2 protein-coding genes and 3 pseudogenes are annotated in these 2,738 nt (G+C 54.9%); 4 read left to right on the top strand and 1 reads right to left on the bottom strand.

Annotated elements, in window-relative coordinates; translation table 11 throughout:
* The 4 genes and pseudogenes from BM228_RS33405 to BM228_RS33390 all read left to right on the top strand — a co-directional run.
* Positions 1 to 370, top strand: a pseudogene (locus BM228_RS33405) (IS21 family transposase); the annotation flags it as partial.
* Positions 286 to 495, top strand: a pseudogene (locus BM228_RS33400) (transposase); the annotation flags it as partial. The pseudogenes BM228_RS33405 and BM228_RS33400, both read left to right, overlap by 85 nt.
* A pseudogene (locus BM228_RS33395) lies at positions 417 to 1,046 on the top strand (IS630 family transposase); the annotation flags it as partial. The pseudogenes BM228_RS33400 and BM228_RS33395, both read left to right, overlap by 79 nt.
* Positions 1,047 to 1,432: 386 nt before the next feature.
* Entirely contained in the window at positions 1,433 to 2,263 is an 831-nt protein-coding gene (locus BM228_RS33390) for a phosphatase PAP2 family protein (protein ID WP_092047627.1), read from the top strand.
* Between the two features lie 109 nt (positions 2,264 to 2,372).
* Here BM228_RS33390 and tnpB read toward each other — a convergent pair.
* A partial coding sequence (gene tnpB, locus BM228_RS33385) for an IS66 family insertion sequence element accessory protein TnpB (protein WP_208612154.1) occupies positions 2,373 to 2,738 on the bottom strand: 366 nt, incomplete at its 5' end.

Below are 2,738 nucleotides of genomic sequence, written 5' to 3'. Positions count from 1 at the left end.
GCCTGCCGCCCTCGACCGGATCCGACGCAAGCTCGCCGGCTCTGCCGACGGCGACCGGCAGATGGTCGAGATCCTCACCGCCGTGCTGCGCGACGGGCTGAGCGCGGTCGAGGCCGCCTGTGCCGAAGCGCTGCGCGAGGGCGTGCACTCGGCCGATGTCGTCCTCAACATCCTCGCCCGGCAGCGCGAGCCCACTGCACCCGTCACCATCCTGACGCCTGAGAGCCTGCGGCTGCGCCATGAGCCGGTCGCTGATTGTGCCCGCTACGACAGCCTGAGGAGACCCCGAACGCGATGCGTGACTGCCGCCAGACGGTCGAGCACGTCTTCGGCATCCTCAAAGCCTGGATGGGAGCGACCCACTTCCTGACCCGGGAATTGAAGAACGTGGCCAGTGAGATGAGCCTGCAGGTTCTCGCCTACAACATGAAGCGAGTGATCGCGATCCTCGGTGCCGCACTGGCGGCGTTCAAAAAAACCTCCCCGCCGCCGTGAAGGCGATCCGTGCCGGCTTGCCTCGCGGCACGGCCATCGAGCTGTGGTGGCAGGACGAGGCCCGCGTCGGCCAGAAGAACACCTTGCCGCGACGCTGGGCACGGCGTGGGACACGGCCCTCCGCCCCCAAGGACCAGTGCACGGCCTACGCCTACATCTTCGGGGCGATCTGCCCGGAGAAGGGCAAGGGCGCCGGCCTCGTCCTGCCCCATTGCGACAGCGAGGCGATGAACCTGCATCTGGCCGAGATCAGCCGCTCCGTTGCGCCCCGTGCCCACGCCGTGCTGATGCTCGACGGCGCAGGCTGGCACGGCGCCCACGACCTCGTCGTGCCCAGCAACATCACGCTCCTGACGCTGCCGCCCTGCGCCCCCGAACTCAACCCGGTCGAGAACGTCTGGCAGTTCATCCGGGACAATTGGCTCGGCGACCGGATCTTCGCCTCCTACGACGACATCGTCGATCACTGTTGTGACGCCTGGAACAGGCTCGTCGCACAGCCCTGGAAAATCATGTCCCTTGGCCTGCGCACATGGGCATACAGGTTATGATCACCGCCAATTGGTATAAGCCGCGGTGTAGGGCGAGCCATTCCAGAGGCGCACATACAGTTGTACCCTAGACTGGAACGAACTGGTGCGTTGGCGACATGCGGAATCAATGCCTATGATCTACGCTAATTCCGCCAATAGAAACTGGGTACGCAAGGTGATAGAACAATTTTTTGAGAAAATTCAGACCAGGCTATTTCTCGGAGAGTAGAATTTAACGGCGCTTATTAAGTTCGAAAAATCAAATGCTCTATATAGCTAGAAGGGTATATACAGAGTGACGATTTTAGCATAGTGTCCTTGAACTCTTCGCTGGAGATCCCGTGGTCTGACGCGTGTAATGGCAACTTCGGGACCGCCTTAGATTTTATGGATGGATTTTTCTGATGCTGTGCGCCCCTGCAGATCGGACGGACATACATATTACGAATGGCAAGATTTCAAAGATAAACTGGCTATTAAATGTTATTGCTTCATTTCTATTATTTTGTTGCTCCTATTTATTGTCTATAAAAGCGGATTTGTTCGACAGACCAATTGTGAGATTTGTCAATCGATTTACAAACATAAATTATACCGTCGATAACTTTTTGTTCGCTCTAGACAATTACCCCACTTTCGGAGGCGTGATTTTGTTGTGTTTCGTGTGGTATGTCTTATCAAACTTAAACAATACCTATTTGAAAGCACGAGTGATCATCGCAGTTCTTTCGGCATCAACTGCTGGATTGATCAGTAGATTTCTGCAGCATACTTTACAAACTCATCCGCGCCCATTTTATGACACGGCTCTTAAGTTTAATATTCCATCCGTTCATTCCCAGGCGCCACTCAATACATGGCATTCCTACCCGAGCGATCATGCTGTTGTTCTCTTTGGATTGACTTTAGCAGTATACATAGGAAATCGGAAATTAGGTTTAAAGCTGGCTATATGGATCTCGCTTGTTGAGTTTGCCCGCATCTATGTCGGAGCTCATTATCCGACAGATATAATTGGGGGGGGCGCACTTGCGCTGTGTTTAGTTTGGTTTTCGCAAAACCATACATTTGTTTTACTTTCATTAAAATTCGGGAAAGTTTTGAAAATATCAAAAGGATCCTGGTATGCTATATCATTTTTTCTAAGCTACCAAATAGCAACTTTATTTTCAGACATTCGGTCGATAATATCTTTTAACGCATTGACGACGGCCATCAGCAGCTATTTTAATTGATGCTATGATTTGATCCTACAAAGTGGATTTGGGCCGTTAACCGATAAGATCCGGCACGGAGGAGCGGGGTTGTCGTTGGCACTGGGGCCGGCGCGCTCGACCTTTTTGCTCACCCTGCCAGCGCTGGGGCGATGACTGTGCGAGCCGCGTGAACACGCTTCCAGTCGAGCCGTTCGAGCAAGGCCGCGAGCTGCGCCGCCGCGAGGCGTACGACGCCATCCTCGATCTTCGGCCAGCAGAACTGACCGGCCTCCAGGCGCTTGGTCGCCAGAACCACCCCGCTCCCGTCCCAGAACAGAAACTTGGACCTTTCCGCTCGCTTCAATCGGAACACGTAGGCCGTGCCAGAGAACGGATCCGCGCCCATCGCATCCCGCACTGCTGTTTGGTTGCGGAGCGTCATTGGGATGCGGCGCGTTGGGCAATCAAAGCCTATGCGTGGCGGTTCGACGGTGTGCGCCGCCAGTCTGCCAGG

It is taken from the genome of Methylobacterium pseudosasicola (genome assembly GCF_900114535.1).
Classification (GTDB): domain Bacteria; phylum Pseudomonadota; class Alphaproteobacteria; order Rhizobiales; family Beijerinckiaceae; genus Methylobacterium; species Methylobacterium pseudosasicola.
Note: the sequence above shows the minus strand (reverse complement) of the source record. Positions and strands in the feature narration are given on the sequence as shown.

Excerpts from the sequence above, each read along its gene's own strand:
- BM228_RS33390 (WP_092047627.1), top strand. The coding sequence starts at position 1,433 with ATGCTGTGCGCCCCTGCAGATCGGACGGACATACATATTACGAATGGC.